Source organism: Hymenobacter volaticus (genome assembly GCF_022921055.1).
Classification (GTDB): domain Bacteria; phylum Bacteroidota; class Bacteroidia; order Cytophagales; family Hymenobacteraceae; genus Hymenobacter; species Hymenobacter volaticus.
In genome coordinates this window covers 2,429,315-2,447,830 of the sequence record NZ_CP095061.1, presented here as the reverse complement: position 1 = coordinate 2,447,830, position 18,516 = coordinate 2,429,315, and the positions used below count along the sequence as shown (strand labels likewise).

Genomic DNA, 18,516 nt, shown 5'->3' with positions numbered 1-18,516 from the left:
TTACGGAATGAATAAGCAGGCACCTACTGAGCGGGGAGGCTAACAACTACCCTCTGCGGGCTGCGTACTACAAGCTCAACTATATCCGCGCCCCCACGGCCGATAAAACGCTGAAGGAGATTGCCACCAAAATGGCTAACCTCGACATTGCCTTGCTTACTACGCATACCAGCCGAGGCCAACTCAGCAGCCGCCCGATGAGCAACAACGGCGACGTGGAGTATGACGGCAACTCGTACTACTTCACCTTCGAACAGTCGCGCACGGTAAGTGACATCACCGAGAATTCGCAGGTAAGTCTTGGGTTCAGCGGTGCGCAGGGGCTGTATGTCACCATTGTGGGCACGGGCCACCTGATTCGGCACAAGCCTACCATGCAGCAACACTGGGTACCCGACCTAGACAAGTGGTTCAAGGACGGTATTGATACGCCCGGCGTGGTTCTAGTACGTGTGGAAGCCAAGCGCATCAAATACTGGCGGGGCGAAGACGAAGGAGAATTACAGATTAAATAACCACGTCTGGCCCACTGGCGCGAGTTTAGCTAGCAGTTAGTATCTACCAAAGCTCGTACTTCTATCCCCACGATAATATTAAACTGCAAACCGCGCCCCTTAGAGAAATCTAGGTGGCGCGGTTTTCAGGTTGGTTGGCGATACAGCTTCTCGGCATAAGTGTTGTAACACAAGCTGCGCTAAGAATGCACTTGCCCCTAATTCTACTAGACAGACGGCTCGTGCAAACAAAAGACAAGGCAACGGTGCGCTGCTTACTAACCGAAGACGCAGAAAAATCAGACACTCTTAGTTTCTGAAGTTCAACAGGCACCTTTCTTTAGGTATGAATACCGTTTCGTTTTAACCGAACGCACGGGTAGATTGCTGCGTTAGTAAGGGCCTCTAATCTACCCTAATGGCCTGCTATTTTGGTGCACGGTTTTTCCACGCTTGATTTTCTTTCGGTATTCAATGCCATGCCGGGGGCCTATCTGTTGCTCTCGCCTGACCTAGTTATTGAAGCTGTATCCGAGACGTATCTTATTGAAACGCTGACGCAGCGAGAAAACTTGCTGGGGCGTTACGTATTCGACGTCTTTCCCGATAATCCGGCCGCGCTCCAGGCCAACGCCGTCCGCAACCTGCGGGCCTCATTGGAACAGGTGCGCGCTACCGGCCAAACCCACGTCATGGAATTGCAGCACTACGACGTGCCCGACCCCGCGCACGCCGGCAAGTTCACCGAACGCCATTGGCTGCCGCGCAACACCCCAGTGCTCGACGCGCAGGGCCAGTTGCAGCACATTATCCACGAAGTGGTCAACGTCACGAAGAGCATTCAGACCGATGCACTGCTGCGCGACAGTCAAGCGAAAGAGAGAACAGCCCGCGCCGATGCGCAGGCTGAAACATTTGCGCGGCAGTTAGTAGAACGCAGTGAAGCGCGCCTTCGAATTGCCAATCAAGGGCTTGAAGCCCGCGTGGTCGAACGGACGCAGGAAGCGCAACTGGCTCGGGCAGAGGCTGAGCGTCAGCGTGCCCGGTTGGAGAGTCTATTTATGCAGGCTCCGGCGGCTATCTGCATTCTCGGCGGCGAGGATTTCGTGTATGAATTGGTCAACCCTGCCTACCAGCAACTGTTTCCCGGGCGGGAGCTGCTCGGCAAGCCCATTCTGGCTGCGCTGCCCGAAATTGCCGAGCACACTGTGTTCCGCACCTTTCGCCAGGTCTACAACACCGGCGACACGCATCAGGAAGTAGGCATACTCATTCCGCTAACTCGTCCCGCCGATGGGGTACTGGAAGACCGATACTTCAACTACATTCAACAAGCGCGCTACAACGAGCAAGGCGGCATTGACGGCGTTATTGTGTTTGCGTTTGAAGTAACTAAGCAGGTAGAAGCCTGGCAAATGCTACGCGCCACGTTCGACAGCTCCGCCGACATGATTCAGGCGTTTGAGGCAGTGCGTGATGAGCAAGGCATCATCGTGGATTTCCGCTGGACGCTAGTTAATTCCGTGACCGTGAAGTACTACGGCGCCGACTTGGTAGGCAAGCGGCTGCTAGAACAAAACCCGGGGGTGCAGGCCGCGGGCATTTTCAACCGGTTTGTGGAGGTAGTAGAAACCGGAGTAGCCCAGCGTTACGAGCAGGAATACCGCTTCGAACAATTTAGCGGCTGGTTCGAGCAGTCGGCCGTGCGCCTCGGCGACGGTTTAGTCAGCACCACCGCCGACATCACTACCCGCAAACAGGCCGAGCAACAGGTGCTGGCCACCAATGAGCAGTTGCGGCGCATCAATATCGATCTGGACAACTTCATTTATACGGCTTCTCACGACTTGCGGGCGCCTATTGCCAATATTGAAGGGCTGGTGCACGCCATTCATGCCGCCCTGCCAGATGACTTGGAGTGCGCCCAAACCATAGCCCCACTCCTAACAATGATGCAGGACTCGGTGGAGCGCTTCAAACGCACAATCGACTACCTGAGCGATGTAATAAAGCTGCAGAAAGAGCACGAGGAAAGCCCCGCGCCCCTAGAATTGGCAGGGGTAGTGGATGACGTTCGGCAAGACCTGCTCCCCTTGATCCAGAAAACTGGAGCACACCTAGAAATCGACCTCGGCTCTTGCTTCACTGTGCGGTTCTCGGTCAAAAGCCTGCGTAGCGTCGTGTACAATTTGCTCAGTAACGCGCTCAAATATTACTCTCCCGACCGGCCGCCACATGTGCAGGTTCGCTGCCATCAAGAAGACCAGTTCATTGTTCTAACGGTGCAAGACAACGGACTCGGGATTAAGCAGAGTCAACAAGAAGAGTTGTTTACTATGTTCCGTCGCTTCCACAACCACGTAGAGGGCAATGGTATCGGCTTGTATATGGTGAAGCGCATCGTGGAAAATGCTGATGGCCGGATTGAGGTAACCAGCGAGTTAGGCCGGGGTTCTACCTTCACTGTTTACTTCCGCCGTTAGCCTTCTCACTCACCATGAGAATCTATTGGTCAGCGAACCTAAGCAAACCAAGCCGGTTTGCTGAATTAAAACATTAACTGTCTTACTACCCAATTCCTTGAGCACAACCATCACTATTGCCCAACACTCAACCCACCCTCTCACTGTCAACCGCTTAGGCTATGGCACTATGCGCCTGACTGGCCCGGAAATATGGGGTGAGCCGGCCAACCGACCCGAGGCACTGCAAATCCTACGTACCGCCGTGGAATCGGGCGTCACCTTCATCGACACGGCCGACTACTACGGTGAGGACGTCACGAACCGGCTCATCCGCGAGGCATTGCACCCTTACCCATCAAACTTGGTGATTTGCACCAAGGTGGGCGCCACCCGCCGCCCCGATAAAAGCTGGGTGCCGTACAACACGCCCGAAAACCTCCGCGCTAGCATCGACAACAACCTACGCACCCTGCAGCAAGAGCAAATTCAGTTAGTACACCTGCGCCTAATGGGTCACGGCGCGGTACCATTGGACGAGCAGCTGGGCGCTATGTTCGAGATGCAGCGCGAAGGCAAGATTCTGCACGTAGGGCTGAGCAACGTAACCCGCGAGGAACTGGAAACTGGCCTACAGTTAGGCCCCATTGCCACCGTGGAAAACATGTACAGCTACGCCCAGCGCACTACCGTAAAGCTAGCGCATGGTACAAACCCTGGTGGGGAGGAAGTACTGGACCTGTGCGAGCAACACGGTATTCCGCTAATTCCGTTTTTCTCGCTTTTGCACGCGCTGCCCAAGGAGCTAGATAAAATTGCCGAAATAGCCCGCCGACACGAGGCCACGCCCGCCCAAATCAACATTGCCTGGCTGTTGCATAAGTCGGCGTGGCTGCTGCCCATTCCGGGCACGTCTTCGCTGGCGCATCTGCGGGAAAATCTGCAAGCTGCTGCTATCCGTTTGAGTGCCGAGGATATGGCTTACCTAGGATAATACGTTACTGGTGCGGACACGAAGCAACCCCTGGTGGCTTCAGCCGACTCTAACCAGAAAACTAAAATTACTTGGTAAAATGAAACGCAGTTTTTGGTACGTTGTGCTGGTCCTGCTACTGGCAGGGCCAGTGCACGCCCAGTCACTGACGGGCGTATGGCAGGGCGTGGAAACAGATACCGGCGAACCCGATGGCGTGTGGCCGGCGGTACTTCGGTTACAAAAAACCAAAGGCACCAATCTAATGGGGGTGCTGTATCAGGAAGTAGGCGGACAGCCCAATGTGTCGGCTACATTTCAGGTGCAAGGCGTGCGTACTTCGGACGGGATGCGCCTCGACCACGTGCGGAAACTAAACGAAACCGGCCGCACACCCGACACCTATTGGTGCGAAGGCTCAATGGTTTTCACCTATGATGCTAGTCAGGAAAAGCTAACTGGCCGTGCTGCATACCGCCCCATAGGCAATTGCGACGTGGGCTCTTTCACGTTTTACCGCATCAAGCTGAAATCGGCTGCCTCTGTGAAAGCCAACACCGAAAACACCCTGCGGGTAACGGGGCGCAACGTGCTTTGGTACGCCGATGCGGACCTGAAGCAGCCCCTCACGACCGGTAACACCTATCGCACCAAGCTCGCCAAAACCACCACTTTCTACCTCACGCAAGGGTATTACCCCACCCGTCAGAGCACAGCCGTACCCATCACGATTCAAGTAACCGGGGCAGGAGCAGCGCCGAAACCTACTCCTGTTCCCAACCCCGCTCCTGCTCCCGTGGCAGCAGACACAGCCCGCCCCGCACCAGCGCCTGTTGTGGCTCCTACGCCCGTGGTGCTGCCTAAGGTATTGTTTCGATTGGGTACACCCGAGTTGCTGCCCGAAGGCTTTCCCGCACTCGACCAACTGGCTGGTGAATTAAAAGCTAGGCCTGCTTTGAAAGTGCGTGTGGCGGGCCATACCGATAAAATTGGGGAACCCCAGAAGAATCAAACCTTATCGGAGCAGCGGGCCGAGGCCGTGAAATCGTATTTGGTGAAGGCAGGTATTGCCGCCGAACGCATTAGCACTGCGGGCTACGGCGATACGCGCCCCCTTTACCCTTCTCCCGATGCCCGCAACCGGCGAGTGGAAGTGGAAGAGGTCAAAGAGTAATGACCCTAACATAATGCTGAGCTTAGCCAAAGCATCTCGCATATTGACGTTACCAACACCACCAGAACGTCATGCTGAGCGCAGCCGAAGCATCTCGCGTGCTGACATTGTAATGCTAACTCAACGGTTCACGCGAGATGCTTCGGCTGCGCTCAGCAGGACAGTTACTTTAACCTCACTCAGCACGACAGCTCCTAGTTAATTGGACTATCTATTCAGAAAAAAGTTAGGCTCGATGGGATTGTGTTAAACTTGTAGACACGTGCTAAAAGCACCGATACTCCCAAAAAGACAACCATTCTGAGGATGATCCTAGCTAAGATTTTTACCTTATCTGCCGCCCTGCTATTCGGAGTTTCCTCTGTTAGCCACGCGCAAGTGCCTACCACCTGGAACAACAAGCAGTGCGCCGTAGTGCTGACGTATGACGATGCCATCGATGTGGATCTGGACAACGTAGTGCCGGCCCTCGACTCGCTGAAGCTGCGGGGTACGTTTTACTTGATTGGGTCGTCACCGGTGGTGGCTCGGCGGCTCCCGGAGTGGCGCCGCGCCGCCCAACGTGGGCACGAGCTAGGCAACCACGCCCTCATGCACCCCTGCGATGGTAGCCTGCCCGGCCGTAGTTTCGTTACCTCCGACACCGACTTAAGCAAGTACACTGTCAGCCGGGCCGTAAGCGAAATACGGACCACTAACACGCTGCTTAACGCTATTGACGGCAAAACCGCCCGCACTTTTGCTTACCCTTGCGGCGACCTGCAAATTGGAGGCGTCAAGTTCTACGACCAATTAAAAACCGATTTCGTAGCAGCACGCGGCGTAACTGATGGCCTACAAACGCCTACGCAAGTAGACCTAACCAACATTGACGCCTACTCCATCAACGGCCAGTCGGCGGAGTATATGCTTGACTTAGTGAAAAAGGCCCAACAGTCGCACACGCTGTTGGTGTTCCTGTTCCACGGGGTGGGTGGTGGCCACCCGCTCAACGTAGACCTGAAGGCACACCGCCAACTGCTCCGCTACCTCAAAGCCCACGAAAAAGATATTTGGGTGGCACCCATGGTAGAAGTGGCTCAAAAGATAAAGGCCGCTCAACTAGGGGCAAGCACCAGTAAGCCACGTGAATAACAGGGTCATTCCCGCCTCTCCTATTTCCGATATACAACTGCCCACCTCTCTAGTTTAGGGGTGGGCAGTTGTATTTGCTGTCCTTTAATTAGCTACTGAAGCTAGAGCTAGTAGCAAGTAAAAGAGCAGGTTGGCTTAGGAAGCTAAGCTGCTCTTTTGGCTACGGTAAGGGTCATTACTAACATTACGCACCTCAATTACTACGCTGCCCCAAAACGCACAAAAAGGGACAAAGGGATAGCACCAAGGAGTAGTAATTCAGAAACCTAAGGCCACTCAACAGAGCAAATCCACCCTGTGAGCACGAGTGCAACACTACTTCTACCCATCTTGGGTGCATTTGAGTTGCTTGCACTAGCTGGGCAATTAAAAATACTGCGTCACTTAGAATAGAAATAATTTTAATTTCTATATACCTACATGATCATGCGATTGACGCCGCTTTTCATATACCCTATCTTTGATTTATACATTTACCCATCCTTAACACCTTACTACTATGGAAACAAAGTCAAAGTACAGAGTAACGCAAGGCAACCACAAACGTCCGCACGACACTCCCCCGTCAGGAAGCGGCCCAATGGGACAGCCAAGCGAGCACCACGCAAGTGACGAATTTGAAGCTGGGGGACAAGTTGTTGAAGAAGTAACGGGCACAAGCGAAACTACCTCTCCAGCAGGCTCTGGCACCGAACTCACAGAAGCAGAGGGGCATATGCGCGTGAGCAATCCTGCTACTTCTCGCAAGCAACGAGAATCCACGGAAACTACTGCCGTAACTGAGCCCGTAGTGGAAGCTTCCCTCGCCACCATAACTTCCTCGCAGGATGCACAGGAGTTTTGGGGAGCGTTGGCCGGCGCGATAGGACCATTCATTGTAAATACCGTCAAGAAAACTGGTATATCTCTGGCAACCAGCGGGATTAAGAAGCTCAGCCCTACACTGTCTAACATGCTCCGGCGTGAAGGCTACAGCGAAACCGCTATTCAACGATTAGAATCCGGACAGCAGGAATCTGGCGCCGAAGAGCCAGTCGTGGTTGGGCGAGAATTCTGGGAAAAATTAGCCAGCGCGTGTATTCCAGTGTTCAGAAGAAGACCTGGCATGTATCCTATAACCTACCCTAGCATACTCCAGCCAAAGGGCGGTATCAACAAGCTATCTGAGTCCAGCCAACAGGAAGCCGGGGCAGAGTCGGCAACGGGCGAGCGCGAGTTTTGGGGCGCCATTGCCAGCGCGCTGGCGCCCGTGCTGGCGCCGGTGGCCAAGCAAGTGGCTGGCATGGCCATCAAGTCCGGCACCTCACTCGTGAAGAGCGGCATCCGAAAGTTGTTTGATGCCAACGACCAAGAAACCGGGGGTGAAGACGAGGAAGTAGCTCAACAACTCGAAGCCCTGTTTCTGCAGCACGTAGCCGCCAACCAGCAGGAAGCCGGGAGCGAGACAGCCGCGGGCGAGCGCGAATTCTTCGGTGCCCTGGCCAAAAAGCTGGTGCCCGTGTTCAAGCCGCTGGCCCAAAACCTAGCGAGTGCCGCTGCCAAAGCCGGTGGCGCGCTCGTCAAGAAGATCAGCCCGAAGCTGGCCAACATGTTGCGGCTCGAAGGCTTCAGCGAAACGGCCATTCAGCAACTGGAGTCCAGCCAGCAGGAAGCGGGCAGTGAGTCAGCTATGGGCGAGCGCGAGTTTTGGGGTGTTATTGCCAGTGCCCTGGCGCCCGTGCTAGCACCCGTGGCCAAACAAGTAGCGGGCATGGCCATTAAGTCCGGCACCTCACTCGTGAAGAGCGGCATCCGCAAGTTGTTTGATGCCAACGACCAAGAAACCGGCGCTGACACCGAAGCAGCAGCTCAACAGCTCGAAGCCCTATTTGTGCAGCAGATAATGGCCAACCAACAAGAAGCGGGCAGCCAACTCTCTGCAGGCGAGCGGGAGTTCTTCGGTGCTTTGGCCAAAAAACTCGTGCCCGTACTGATGCCCGTTGCAAAATCCGTGGCCGGGGCAGCCATTAAAACTGGTACTTCCTTGGTAAAGAAAATGTTTGAGTCCAGCCAACAAGAATCTGGCGCCGAAACTGAAGCCGCAGTCCAACAGCTAGAGGCCCTGTTCCTTCAGCATGTAGAGGCCAACCAGCACGAATCCAGCACTCAGCCCACCGCGGGCGAGCGGGAGTTTTTCGGCGCCCTAGCCAAGAAGCTGGTGCCAATACTAAGACCTATAGCGCAAAACATATCTTACATAGTGCAACCTAGCATTAAGAAGGTTAGCCCTGTGTTGTCTAATATGCTGCGCCAGGAGGGCTTCGACGAAACCACCATCCAACAGCTAGAGTCCAGCCAACAGGAAGCCGGGGCAGAGTCGGCAACGGGCGAGCGCGAGTTCTGGGGCGCCATCGCCAGCGCGCTGGCGCCCGTGCTGGCGCCGGTGGCCAAGCAAGTGGCTGGCATGGCCATCAAGTCCGGCACCTCACTCGTGAAGAGCGGCATCCGAAAGTTGTTTGATGCCAACGACCAAGAAACCGGGGGTGAAGACGAGGAAGTAGCTCAACAACTCGAAGCCCTGTTTCTGCAGCACGTAGCCGCCAACCAGCAGGAAGCCGGGAGCGAGACAGCCGCGGGCGAGCGCGAATTCTTCGGTGCCCTGGCCAAAAAGCTGGTGCCCGTGTTCAAGCCGCTGGCCCAAAACCTAGCGAGTGCCGCTGCCAAAGCCGGTGGCGCGCTCGTCAAGAAGATCAGCCCGAAGCTGGCCAACATGTTGCGGCTCGAAGGCTTCAGCGAAACGGCCATTCAGCAACTGGAGTCCAGCCAGCAGGAAGCGGGCAGTGAGTCAGCTATGGGCGAGCGCGAGTTTTGGGGTGTTATTGCCAGTGCCCTGGCGCCCGTGCTAGCACCCGTGGCCAAACAAGTAGCGGGTATGGCTATCAAGTCGGGCACGTCGCTGGTCAAGAGTGGTATCCGCAAGTTGTTTGATGCCAACGACCAAGAAACCGGCGCTGACATCGAAGATGAAGAAGTAGCCCAACAGCTCGAAGTCTTATTCCTCGAACAGGTAGAGGCTAGCCAGCAGGAATCTAGCGACGGAACCGAGTCCGCCGCAGGTGAGCGAGAATTTTGGGGTCTTTGGCCCGTGCGCTCGTACCTGTACTGAAGCCGATAGCGGGGCAGCCGTTAAAGCGGGCACTTCCCTTGTCACGGGCGGTATCAAGAAAATCTTCGAATCCAGCGAGCAAGAAGGCGGCGCAGAGTCCGCGATGAGCGAACGGGAGTTCTGGGGGTCCTTGGCCAAAGTACTCGTGCCTGTGCTGAAACCCGTAGCAAAAACCGTAGCGGGAGCGGCCGTCAAGGCGGGTACTTCCCTGGTAACGGGCGGTATCAAGAAAATCTTCGAATCCAGCGAGCAGGAAGACGGTGATGCCGCTATGGCAGAGGCTGCAGCCTTTTCCCAACAGCTAACGGACCTGGAAGTAATCATTGGTACCGATGACCGGGTGCAGGTGACAAATACCACCAACGTTCCTTACAGACGCATCTGTCACTTAAGCATCAAGGCCGCCGATGGCACCTCCTTCCTTGGAACAGGATTCTTCATTGGGCCACGCACGATCATGACGGCTGGGCACTGCGTCTATATCCACGAGCATGGCGGCTGGCCCCAGCAAATCATTGTCTCCCCGGCCCGCAACGTTGCCAATAGGCCGTATGGTCAGATTGTCGCAACTAGCTTTGGCTCGGTGAAAGGCTGGGTAAACAACCAGTCCAGAAACCATGACTACGGGGTGATTCAGCTGTCTAAGAACGACCGAGTTTCGCCGGAAATCGGGTCCTTTGGCTTTGGCATGTTCTCCGACCAAGCGTTGCGGAGCAAGCAGCTCAGCACGGCGGGTTACCCCGGCGACAAACCATCGGGCACCATGATGTTCCATAGCCGCAAAGCCACCGCCGTAGACCCCAATACCATCGTCTACGACATTGATACAGTGGGTGGACAAAGCGGATCGGCGGTTTATGATGAGAACCGCATTGTGGTAGGCATCCATACTAATGGGGCATCGGCGGGCAACTCGGCTACGCGCATCACGCAGCCAGTTTTCAATAATCTCACTCAATGGCGCTCAGAAGGTGGGGCATCCTGAGGCGATTAACTCCTGAAAAGAAGGGCCAGAAAGTAGCTGTATTTTCTGGCCCTATCCTTTTCGCAGTATTGACCGCCTCCGGCTTGGCACTTGCCCTATTGTATTACACTGCCTTTTATTCCCCTAACACCATGGGATCTATCACTGGTATTATCCGCAATAGTAGCAACCACGCCCCACTGGAGGAAGTCAATGTGCTTATCGTGTCAGGCCCACCCCATACGGATATGGCGGCCGTTACAGGGTCGGATGGTCGGTTCAGCTTCAATAGTCTTCGGCCAGGCAACTATCTCTTGAAAGCCTACGGGCAAGTGGAAAGCGACGAAATACCGGTTGAAGTGCTTGCCAAGCAAACTCCTTTCGTGGAAATATGGCTGGAAACGAACCCGGCCAGCGAAAAAGATACAACCTTGGAAAACTAGGTTGTAAAGAAGGAAATCATGGTAACCTCGACATTCATTTCCCTAACGAACCAGGAGAATGGAATTGAATCCCGATAAGTATCAACACAAATAAGGTATGCTTGCATAACAATTTTCGATCCTATACGTATTATCTTTGCAGTCAAGAAACTGACACACATTCCTATATATACATCGCCATGAAAAAAAGTACTGCCGCCATTTCTTCTCTCCTTGTTTTAGGAGGCTTAGGCTCGCTGAGTTTTCTCGCGGCCCAAGTGCGGGACTTGAACCTGCATTTTGACCTCCACGACGAAGAGGAACTGCATTTCTGCTAAGCGGTCTGAACTTCCGTTTTGCTATAAACCCCGCCTTTGGTGGGGTTTATTTTGTTTGGGGGTAGAAGAAAGCTGGATTATTAATCAGCACTTTAGAGAAGACCTTTAAAAAAAAGCGTATCCATTGTGCGCTGTTTTCGGTACTTCACAGTTCAGCAGCTCACTCGGAGCCGCTCCTATCCTCTCACCTGCTGTGCGAACCGGTGGCACCAAAAGATTTGGGCCATCCAAACAATCAGCAAAATCAGTGATTTATGAACCTGAGCAGTCTTAAAGACCAGATCAGTTACATCATCGGGCGCGACTTAGCCCGCAACTTCGCCCAGCAGGGTCTCGATCTGGACGTGGACGTACTGGCCGCCAGCATGAAAGAAGGCCTGAGCGGCGAGCCAAGCCGCCTTACCCAGGAGCAAATGCAGTCTGCTATGCAGCAGTTGCAAGAGCAAATGGGTGGTGTAGAAGACGATGACGACAACCAAACTTCCAGTTCTATGGCTAACAATAAAGAAGAAGGCCAAGCCTTCTTAAGTGGAAACAAGAGCCGCGCGGGCGTAACTACCCTGCCAAGCGGTTTGCAGTACGAAGTAATCAACGAGGGCACTGGCAAGAAGCCTACCATCAACAGCTCGGTTACCACCCACTACCACGGCACTCTTATCAACGGCAACGTGTTTGATAGCAGCTACCAGCGCGGTCAGCCAGCTACCTTCCCTGTCAACGGTGTTATTGCCGGCTGGACAGAGGCGTTGCAGCTGATGCCCGAAGGCTCGAAGTGGCGCCTCTACATTCCTTCGGAGCTGGCCTACGGCCAGCACGGTGCCGGCCGCGATATCGGACCCGACACCACGCTCATCTTCGACGTGGAGTTGCTGAAAGTAAACAACTAAGCTAATTTGAAAGCCCCGCCGACCGTTACCTCTTCCACCCCACTTCACTGGGCAGGAACGAATACGGCCGGCGGGGCTTTTTTGCGTATGACAGATTCTTCGCCTAGCGTTCCTCCCGATGCCTCTCAACCACCAGCTCCGGATGCGGAAGTGAAGCCACCGGAACCAGCTGAGCCAGCACTTGGTGAGGCAGAGCCAGCGGCGTCAATCCCTGCTGCCCCTCCCCCTGTGGTGCTGCCCGACCCCATGCTTTTTGCCGAAGTACGCAGTGCCGATGGGCGCATGGTACTAACCAATGACCAGCTGCAAATCAACGGACAACCGTTTGGGTGGTGGGAGCTAGAGGGCGTGGATGTGCAACGAGTACGGTGGCTGCTGTGGCTACTGCTCGGGGATTTACGCTGGCAGGTTTCCTGTTAGGCTTTTTGCAAAACTGGCTGCGAACCATGCCGGCGGCTTTAGGCATTGTGGTAGGCGTGCTGTTGCTGGCGATGGGCCAGCGAGGCACCAACCGGGTACGCCTGCACCGACTAGGGCGAGAAGCCACCCATTTTGCGCTGCCCGGCGAACTGGCTAGCTGGCAGAAACTAACTGCCGAAGCCAACCGCCGCATCCGGCAGCGCCACCACGAAGCGGCCCAAACAGCCACGGCGGCGCTGTTCGCTGCCACTCCTACATTTCCTGATTCGCCGCTGAGTTCGGAGATGCGGTAACCGCTGTATTGTATTTGGCTGTTTTTCCTACAAGAAAACCAGTGTTTTGGTTTGAGCGCTGCCCGCTACCTTTGGGCGCTTTTTAAACAGTTTGCAGGTAGCGCTTTTATTTTCTTTCCGCCACGCATGGACGCCAAACACCAGCACACCGCTATTTCAACAGCGGGCTTGCTTATTGCCCTCGGCATCATTTACGGAGATATCGGCACGTCGCCGCTCTATGTAATGAAGGCTATTGTGCCGGAGCAAATCAACCCTCACCTCGTGTACGGGGGGATTTCCTGCGTCATCTGGACGCTTACGCTCCAAACTACCATCAAATATGTAATGCTCACGCTCAACGCCGACAACAACGGCGAGGGTGGCATCTTCTCACTTTACGCCTTGGTTCGGCGGCGGGCGGGCTGGCTTACTGTTCCGGCCATCATCGGTGGCTCGGCCCTGCTAGCCGACGGCGTGATTACGCCGCCCATCTCGGTTTCCTCGGCTATTGAAGGACTGGAGGCAGTGTACCCGAGCATCCCAACGGTGCCCATTGTGATTGGCATTCTGCTGGCGCTGTTTCTGCTCCAAAGCTTCGGTACCCAGATTGTGGGCAAGGCTTTCGGGCCCATCATGCTGATTTGGTTTTCGATGCTTGGGGTGTTGGGCGTCAGCTGGATTGTTCAGCAGCCCGCCATCTTGAAGGCATTTAATCCCTACTACGCTTACGATCTGCTGGTCAACTATCCGGGCGGGTTCTGGCTGCTCGGGGCCGTATTCCTGTGTACCACCGGAGCCGAGGCCCTGTATTCTGATCTGGGTCACTGTGGCAAAGGCAACATCCGCATCAGCTGGGTATTTGTTAAAACCACGCTGCTGCTCAACTACATGGGCCAGGGCGCGTGGCTGCTCAGCCATCAGGGCGAGCACCTCAACAAGCGTAACCCGTTTTATGAATTGATGCCGGAGTGGTTTCTGCTCATTGGGATTGGTATTGCTACCATTGCGGCCATCATTGCCTCGCAGGCACTTATCACGGGTTCCTTTACGCTGGTTGCCGAAGCTATCCGGCTCAACATGTGGCCTAAAGTGAAGCTCAACTACCCCACCGACGTGAAAGGCCAGCTGTACGTGCCGAGCATGAACCGGCTGCTGCTTTTCGGCTGTATCGGGGTGGTGCTTTACTTCCGGAGGTCGGAAAACATGGAAGCCGCCTACGGCTTAGCCATCACCCTAACCATGCTCATGACCACGCTGCTACTCACCGTGTGGTTGCGCGCCAAGCGTGTACCCTTGGCCGCAGTGGCGCTGTTCACAGTGGTGTATGGCCTGATCGAAGGCTCGTTTCTGATTGCCAACTTGGTGAAGTTTCCGCACGGCGGGTGGGTGTCTCTGGCCATTGGCGCTACGCTAGTAGCCGTGATGTACGTGTGGCTGCGAGCCTTCTACATCAAGCGCCGCCTCACCGAGTTCGTGAAGATTGATCCGTACATGGAAGCGTTGAAAGAGCTATCCGCCGACGAATCGGTACCGAAGTATTCTACGCACCTCGTATTTATGACGTCGGCTGAACGGGCCACCGAAATCGAGTCCAAGATTATCTACTCCATCTTCCAGAAGCGCCCCAAGCGTGCCGACATCTACTGGTTTGTGCACGTCGACACCACCGACGAGCCCTATACCATGGAGTATAAAGTGGTAGAGCTAGCGCATGACGATGCCTTCCGCATCACGTTCCGGCTTGGTTTCCGGGTGGAGCAACGCATCAATCTGTATTTCCGCAAGGTGGTAGAAGACCTCGTGCGCAACAAAGAAGTGGACATCACCTCGCGCTACGAGTCCCTGAGCCGGCAGCACGTAACCGGCGACTTCCGCTTTGTAGTGCTCGAGAAATTCCTCTCGGTGGAAAACGAATTCCCGGCTATCGAGAAGCTGGTAATGCAAGCTTACTTCTACATCAAGCAGTTCATTGCTTCCGAAGACAAGTACTTCGGTCTCGATACCAGCTCAGTGAAAGTCGAGAAGGTACCCCTCGTTATCACCCCCGTCCGCGACGTGGCTCTGAAACGGGTTTCGTAACCAGTCATTTATTACCCCTTTAAAAGCCCTGCTGGCATTCAGCAGGGCTTTTTCGTTGCTTGCACCTTGGGTTTGAAGTATGCTCCAGAAGAAAGCCGTTAATGACTTGCGTTTGACGTCACTTTTGCGTCCCTTGGAATTCGTCTTTGTTCCACAACCCCAACTCCCACAACCTCATGCGTACTTCTACTCTTTCGGCAGCACTGCTGGTGCTGCTTCTAGCAAGCTGTCAGTCCCAAGCCGACGAACAGCAGGCCCCACAACCCACTCCCGACCCTACCGCCGCCCTCAGCGGCCAGCAGCTCGATGCCCAGATCATGAGTACTCTGCGGGAAACCGGGCAATTCGACTGGAACAAGGCTTCAGCTCACTTTGTATGGAGCGCCCTCACCCGCTCCGACTATGTGCTGTCGGTGGGCTATCAGCCCGCTGGCAATAGAATTGCAGTTCCTGCCGATGCAGCCAACAACCCCGCTTGGCAGGAAGCCCGGACGCAGGTATTAGATTTAATTCTAGCCGAAGAACGCAAAACGCGCCCGGAGCTAACGCTGACTGATATTATGGCCTACCAAGAAAACGTGTTGCCTGTGGTGGATGTAACAGTGCGGGAACTTGGCACCATCAAGGCGTTGCGCGCCTCGCGGCTGGTGCGCTACGCCGAGCCGATGGGCTACGAACCCAACCGCCCCACGGAGGTGGCCAGCAAAAGCGCCGCCTCCCTGAGTAGCAGCAGTAGTAGCAGCGGCTGTGGCAACAATGTCCCCACTCCTGGCCTAGTCCCCGATGAAGATTTTACGGTGCTACCGGGCAGTGGCAAATCATCGTGGAGCCAGGCCGACCAATACCATGGCATTCGGACTGCTTGGAGCCAAAGCACCGGCCGCGGCATCAAGGTGCTTATCATTGACACAGGTTGCTCGGAAACCCAAGAAAATCTTAGCACGGATTTCAACCAGGGCCTGAGTTCTGGCCGCACCGTGGAGCGGCTGGTTACACTGCCCCGTTCCACTTTCCTCGGTTTCCCAACCGGCCCAGTGGAAACCCCCAACGATGGTTGTGGGCACGGCACCAGCATGGCCGGCGCTTGCGCCGCTCCTCGTGGCACCGACGGAACTTCAGTGGGCGTAGCCTACAATGCCAACCTGATAGTAGTGCGCGCCGCGGAGGATGTGTTTCTGGATGGAAGCCGCGAGGTGAAGGGCGTGTCCGACGCCTACGTACTAGCCGGCAACCGGTCCGATGTCCGCATTATTAGCATGAGTATGGGCCGCCTCACCAGCTCTGGGCAGATGACCGATGCCATCCACTACGCCTACAGCCGCGGCAAGTTACTGTACTGCGCCGCGGGCACTTCGTTCGAGTGGTCGTCGGGGTTGGTGGACGTTATCTACCCGGCCTCCCTACCCGAAGCTGTGGCCGTTACGGGCGTAAAAGACAACCTCACCACCCGCTGCGACGATTGTCACGTTGGTGCCGATGTGGAGTTTTCGGTGGTGATGCAGCGCAGCAGCAACGACCTCGGCGCCCTAACTTTAGCCCTGAGCGGCGACGAGCCGAGCACAGTAGGTGGCTCGTCGGTGGCTACCAGCTACATGGCCGGCATGACGGCCCTTGTTTGGTCGCGCTACCCCACCGAAACCCGCGCCCAAATCATGAGCCGACTCGTGGCCGCCAGCTCCAACCGCAACGCCCGCAGCAGTAGCTTCGGCTGGGGCCGCCTGAACGTAGCCGCTGCTGTAGGTGGGCCAGCGCTGTGAGCACAAGCACGCTGATTTGCAGCAGTGCAAAGTAAATTGCCTGAAAACAAAGAGGCCTGTCTGAAATTCAGACAGGCCTCTTTGTTTTCGGTTTGGTTGTTATTCTTTAAAGGTCAACCACTTTCTCAATACTACTTGTTGCTCGGCCGTTGGGCTGGCAACTTGCTCGATGCGGTAGCGAATAGCTGCGCTGGCAAGTAGCGGGAACGTAAGCTCCTTCAGTTGCCCGTCGCGCGAAACGAGCATCTTCACCTGCGAATTAGCGGGGCGGCTTGCTAACAGCTTATTAGGGTCATCGGTGAGGCGGTTGCCATCAACAGCCAATACCTCATCGTTCACGTTAAGGCCGCCTTGCCAGGCACTGCCATTGCGCAAAGTGTTGGTTACGGTGAATTTTCCGCCGGTAGTGCTGATTGTGGCTCCTAGGGCGACATCGGTAGTTAATGGCGCCGTGCTTAGTTTGAGGCCTGCATAGCCTAGCATGGTATCGTAGGGCAGGGTCTCGGTACCGTACACATAGCGGCGGAAGAAGTCATCGAAGCGGCGGCCGGCTACCTTCGCAACGGCCGCCTGATACTCTTCGTCGGTGAAGCCTCGACCTTGCTTTTTGTAGTACTGGTCGTAGAGGTAGCGCATCACGTCGTCGAGTTGCTTCTGCCCTTTGGTTTCGTTGATGATCATCAAATCCAGCATGGCCCCGATCAGCTCGCCTTTGTCGTAGTAGCTGATGCCGGTGTTAGCGGAATTCTCGTTGGGCCGGTACCCTTTAATCCAAGCGTCAAAGCTCGATTCGGCGGCCGACTGCACTTTGTTGCCCGGCGTATTTTCCACGCGGGTGATGCTGGTGCTGGTGTTGCCAAGGTATTCTTCGGGGCTCACAAAGCCGGCCCGCTGCACAATTTTGTCGCCGAAGTAGCTGGTGCCGCCTTCGCTCACCCACAGCATGTGCGTGTAGTTTTCGTTGTCGTAGTCGAATGGCCCGAGGGCTATGGGGCGGATGCGCTTCACGTTCCAGAGATGGAAATACTCGTGCGCTACCAAGCCCAAGAAACCTTTGTAGCCCGCTTCGGTGCTATAGGCATTGCGCGAGGTGGAGAGCGTAGTGGAGTACAAATGCTCTAAGCCACCGGTACCCCGCTCGATGTTGTGTACAATGAACACGTACCGGTCCAGCGGATTCTGCCCAACTACGCGGTGCGCTGCCTCGCATACCCGTTTCATGTCGGCCAGCAGCTTGGCTTCGTCGTATTTGGCGTTGCCAAACATGGCTACCGTATGCGGTGTACCGTTGGCCTCAAAGCTCATCACTTTGTGCGTACCAATTTCAATGGGCGAGTCGGCTAGCTCGTCGTAGTTGGAAGACGTGAACGTAAATTGACTACCCGCAGGCTTCAAACTGGTGCTTACTTGCGTCCAGCCCGTAGCGGGGCGCACCTCCAGCGTGCTGGCCAGCTGCTTGCTATCGGCGGGGTACATGAATACACTAGTACCATTTACGTAGCCGTGCGCCGCATCCAAGAAGCTGGTGCGTACGCTTAGCTCATATGCATAAACACTATAGTGTACGGTGAAGTCTTTGGCTTTGGGGTGATACACCCGCCACGTGTTCTTGTTGATTTTCTCGATGCGCAGGTTCTGGCCACCAGCTTTGGCTTGAAAGCCTTCAACGTGGCGTGCAAACTCGCGCACAAGGTAGGACCCCGGTGCCCACACGGGCATTTTCAGGTCGGTATATTGCTTGCCGAAGCCGCCCAGGCTCATGTCAACTTCGAAATAGTGCGTCTGCGGAGCAGGCATAGCCAGCGTGTAGCGCAACGTAGAAGCGGCCAGTACCGGGTGGAAATCACTCAGTAGAAACACCAACCCCACCGCAGCCAGCAGTCGGAGACGAGAAAACATCATGCGAAAAGAAAAATTAGAAGGGTTTGGAATGGATAAAGCGACGACACTCGCCTTATAGGTTGCCGCAAAGAACGGCGAAAACCGTCCAGG

General features: G+C 55.3%; 15 protein-coding genes. 14 read left to right on the top strand and 1 reads right to left on the bottom strand.

Features of this window, described 5'->3' with window-relative positions; translation table 11 throughout:
* Nucleotides 1–11: 11 nt before the first annotated feature.
* The 14 genes from MUN86_RS10605 to MUN86_RS10540 all read left to right on the top strand — a co-directional run bounded on the left by MUN86_RS10605 (nucleotide 12) and on the right by MUN86_RS10540 (nucleotide 16,524).
* Nucleotides 12–515 (top strand): pyridoxamine 5'-phosphate oxidase family protein, encoded by a 504-nt coding sequence (locus MUN86_RS10605; RefSeq protein WP_311182081.1) that lies wholly within the window; start codon nucleotides 12–14, stop codon nucleotides 513–515.
* 413 nt (nucleotides 516–928) lie between these two features.
* On the top strand, nucleotides 929–2,977 hold the full coding sequence (locus MUN86_RS10600; protein ID WP_245125708.1) for a PAS domain-containing sensor histidine kinase: 2,049 nt from the start codon (nucleotides 929–931) through the stop codon (nucleotides 2,975–2,977).
* A 97-nt stretch (nucleotides 2,978–3,074) separates the two neighbouring features.
* Nucleotides 3,075–3,950 (top strand): aldo/keto reductase, encoded by an 876-nt coding sequence (locus MUN86_RS10595; RefSeq protein WP_245125114.1) that lies wholly within the window; start codon nucleotides 3,075–3,077, stop codon nucleotides 3,948–3,950.
* Between the two features lie 79 nt (nucleotides 3,951–4,029).
* Nucleotides 4,030–5,103 carry an OmpA family protein gene (locus MUN86_RS10590; RefSeq protein WP_245125112.1) on the top strand — a complete coding sequence of 358 codons (1,074 nt, stop codon included), beginning with the start codon at nucleotides 4,030–4,032 and terminating at the stop codon, nucleotides 5,101–5,103.
* Between the two features lie 306 nt (nucleotides 5,104–5,409).
* Nucleotides 5,410–6,237, top strand: coding sequence for a polysaccharide deacetylase family protein (locus tag MUN86_RS10585; protein WP_245125109.1), 828 nt, complete (start codon nucleotides 5,410–5,412; stop codon nucleotides 6,235–6,237).
* 499 nt (nucleotides 6,238–6,736) lie between these two features.
* Complete coding sequence (locus MUN86_RS10580) at nucleotides 6,737–9,382, top strand: hypothetical protein (RefSeq protein ID WP_245125106.1); 2,646 nt, start codon at nucleotides 6,737–6,739, stop codon at nucleotides 9,380–9,382.
* Nucleotides 9,333–10,367, top strand: a complete 1,035-nt coding sequence (locus tag MUN86_RS10575; protein ID WP_245125103.1) for a trypsin-like serine peptidase — start codon at nucleotides 9,333–9,335, stop codon at nucleotides 10,365–10,367. Before MUN86_RS10580 ends, MUN86_RS10575 begins: the two co-directional genes overlap by 50 nt.
* Nucleotides 10,368–10,498: 131 nt before the next feature.
* Complete coding sequence (locus MUN86_RS10570) at nucleotides 10,499–10,789, top strand: carboxypeptidase-like regulatory domain-containing protein (RefSeq protein WP_245125101.1); 291 nt, start codon at nucleotides 10,499–10,501, stop codon at nucleotides 10,787–10,789.
* A gap of 179 nt (nucleotides 10,790–10,968) precedes the next feature.
* Nucleotides 10,969–11,106: a hypothetical protein gene (locus MUN86_RS10565; RefSeq protein WP_245125098.1), complete on the top strand. Its 138-nt coding sequence runs from the start codon at nucleotides 10,969–10,971 to the stop codon at nucleotides 11,104–11,106.
* A gap of 254 nt (nucleotides 11,107–11,360) precedes the next feature.
* Nucleotides 11,361–11,993, top strand: coding sequence for a BamJ family beta-barrel-assembly machinery protein (bamJ, locus tag MUN86_RS10560; RefSeq protein ID WP_245125095.1), 633 nt, complete (start codon nucleotides 11,361–11,363; stop codon nucleotides 11,991–11,993).
* 87 nt (nucleotides 11,994–12,080) lie between these two features.
* The gene (locus MUN86_RS10555) at nucleotides 12,081–12,413 is read left to right on the top strand and encodes a hypothetical protein (RefSeq protein ID WP_245125093.1); all 333 of its coding nucleotides are present in this window, start codon (nucleotides 12,081–12,083) and stop codon (nucleotides 12,411–12,413) included.
* Complete coding sequence (locus MUN86_RS10550) at nucleotides 12,371–12,706, top strand: hypothetical protein (protein ID WP_245125091.1); 336 nt, start codon at nucleotides 12,371–12,373, stop codon at nucleotides 12,704–12,706. The genes MUN86_RS10555 and MUN86_RS10550 overlap by 43 nt, the downstream gene beginning before the upstream one ends.
* Before the next feature lie 126 nt (nucleotides 12,707–12,832).
* The gene (locus MUN86_RS10545) at nucleotides 12,833–14,767 is read left to right on the top strand and encodes a KUP/HAK/KT family potassium transporter (RefSeq protein WP_245125088.1); all 1,935 of its coding nucleotides are present in this window, start codon (nucleotides 12,833–12,835) and stop codon (nucleotides 14,765–14,767) included.
* 176 nt (nucleotides 14,768–14,943) lie between these two features.
* The gene (locus tag MUN86_RS10540) at nucleotides 14,944–16,524 is read left to right on the top strand and encodes a S8/S53 family peptidase (protein ID WP_245125085.1); all 1,581 of its coding nucleotides are present in this window, start codon (nucleotides 14,944–14,946) and stop codon (nucleotides 16,522–16,524) included.
* A gap of 99 nt (nucleotides 16,525–16,623) precedes the next feature.
* Here MUN86_RS10540 and MUN86_RS10535 read toward each other — a convergent pair whose 3' ends face one another.
* Nucleotides 16,624–18,426 carry a M61 family metallopeptidase gene (locus MUN86_RS10535; RefSeq protein ID WP_245125082.1) on the bottom strand — a complete coding sequence of 601 codons (1,803 nt, stop codon included), beginning with the start codon at nucleotides 18,424–18,426 and terminating at the stop codon, nucleotides 16,624–16,626.
* Nucleotides 18,427–18,516: the final 90 nt, after the last annotated feature.

Coding starts and splice junctions, on each gene's coding strand:
- MUN86_RS10590 (WP_245125112.1), top strand. CDS start 4,030: ATGAAACGCAGTTTTTGGTACGTTGTGCTGGTCCTGCTACTGGCAGGG.
- MUN86_RS10585 (WP_245125109.1), top strand. CDS start 5,410: ATGATCCTAGCTAAGATTTTTACCTTATCTGCCGCCCTGCTATTCGGA.
- MUN86_RS10580 (WP_245125106.1), top strand. CDS start 6,737: ATGGAAACAAAGTCAAAGTACAGAGTAACGCAAGGCAACCACAAACGT.
- MUN86_RS10570 (WP_245125101.1), top strand. CDS start 10,499: ATGGGATCTATCACTGGTATTATCCGCAATAGTAGCAACCACGCCCCA.
- MUN86_RS10565 (WP_245125098.1), top strand. CDS start 10,969: ATGAAAAAAAGTACTGCCGCCATTTCTTCTCTCCTTGTTTTAGGAGGC.
- bamJ (WP_245125095.1), top strand. CDS start 11,361: ATGAACCTGAGCAGTCTTAAAGACCAGATCAGTTACATCATCGGGCGC.
- MUN86_RS10555 (WP_245125093.1), top strand. CDS start 12,081: ATGACAGATTCTTCGCCTAGCGTTCCTCCCGATGCCTCTCAACCACCA.
- MUN86_RS10545 (WP_245125088.1), top strand. CDS start 12,833: ATGGACGCCAAACACCAGCACACCGCTATTTCAACAGCGGGCTTGCTT.
- MUN86_RS10540 (WP_245125085.1), top strand. CDS start 14,944: ATGCGTACTTCTACTCTTTCGGCAGCACTGCTGGTGCTGCTTCTAGCA.
- MUN86_RS10535 (WP_245125082.1), bottom strand. CDS start 18,426: ATGATGTTTTCTCGTCTCCGACTGCTGGCTGCGGTGGGGTTGGTGTTT.